This is a genomic window from Polaromonas sp. P1_G2, from assembly GCF_056405515.1.
Genome location: NZ_JBFUBY010001492.1, coordinates 1 through 392, shown reverse-complemented (window position 1 = coordinate 392; position 392 = coordinate 1). Strand labels below are relative to the sequence as shown.

Annotated in this window: 1 pseudogene; it reads right to left on the bottom strand. The window is 55.9% G+C overall.

Features of this window, described 5'->3' with window-relative positions:
* Window positions 1–292, bottom strand: a pseudogene (locus AC1D0P_RS31225) (hypothetical protein); the annotation flags it as partial.
* Window positions 293–392: the final 100 nt, after the last annotated feature.

Sequence of the window (392 nt, the reverse complement as noted above, 5' to 3'; positions counted from 1 at the left end):
CTTTTAACCGTTCCGCGATCGACGCCGGAAGAATGTTGAGGAGTAGGGATTCGGCGCGCTGGTATTCACGCGACAATGCCCGCTGGCTCTTCCTCAACGCCTCGTTCGCCGATTGTAATTTCTCGTTGAGTTGGCGCTCTCTCTCTTCCAGGAGCGTCATTTCATAAGCCTTCTGTTGAAGCCGCTGCTTGTTGTCGCGTTCAGCAGTGGTGTCAAGGAAGAGCAGCCACACGCAGGCATTGCCGGCAAAAAGATGAAGGTCCGCGACACGCCCGCTGGGCAGTTCGACCATGGCCATATGATATGGAAGGTCCGGGCAAGGCAGCAAACCTTCCATAAACTCGAGCTGGTCGGCAACAGGCTTGCCAATGCGAAGCGATGAGAGCCCGTAA